This is a genomic window from Marinobacter sp. ATCH36 (genome assembly GCF_023555055.1).
Lineage (GTDB): Bacteria > Pseudomonadota > Gammaproteobacteria > Pseudomonadales > Oleiphilaceae > Marinobacter.
The window spans coordinates 1-391 of sequence record NZ_JAMJPL010000023.1 but is presented as its reverse complement, the minus strand read 5'-3'; the positions used below and the strand labels follow the sequence as shown (position 1 = coordinate 391).

Below are 391 nucleotides of genomic sequence, written 5' to 3'. Positions count from 1 at the left end.
ATTACCCGCAGAGCGTGAACGTATTCTGCTACGTTTTGCTGATCTGGTGGAGCAGCACAGTGAGGAGCTGGCGCAACTGGAAACCCTGGAGCAAGGCAAGTCAATTGCCATTTCCCGTGCTTTGGAAGTGGGCGGTACGCTGAACTGGATGCGTTATACCGCCGGGTTAACGACCAAAATCGCGGGTAAAACGCTGGACTGGTCGATTCCCTTACCCCAGGGGGCGCGTTATCAGGCCTGGACGCGTAAAGAGCCGGTTGGCGTAGTGGCGGGAATTGTGCCATGGAACTTTCCGTTGATGATTGGTATGTGGAAGGTGATGCCAGCACTGGCAGCAGGCTGTTCAATCGTGATTAAGCCTTCGGAAACCACGCCACTGACGATGTTGCGC

The 391-nt window shown here is 55.2% G+C and carries 1 pseudogene; it reads left to right on the top strand.

The features are described from left to right. Positions 1–391 (top strand): annotated as a pseudogene (feaB, locus tag M8010_RS19875) (phenylacetaldehyde dehydrogenase); the annotation flags it as partial.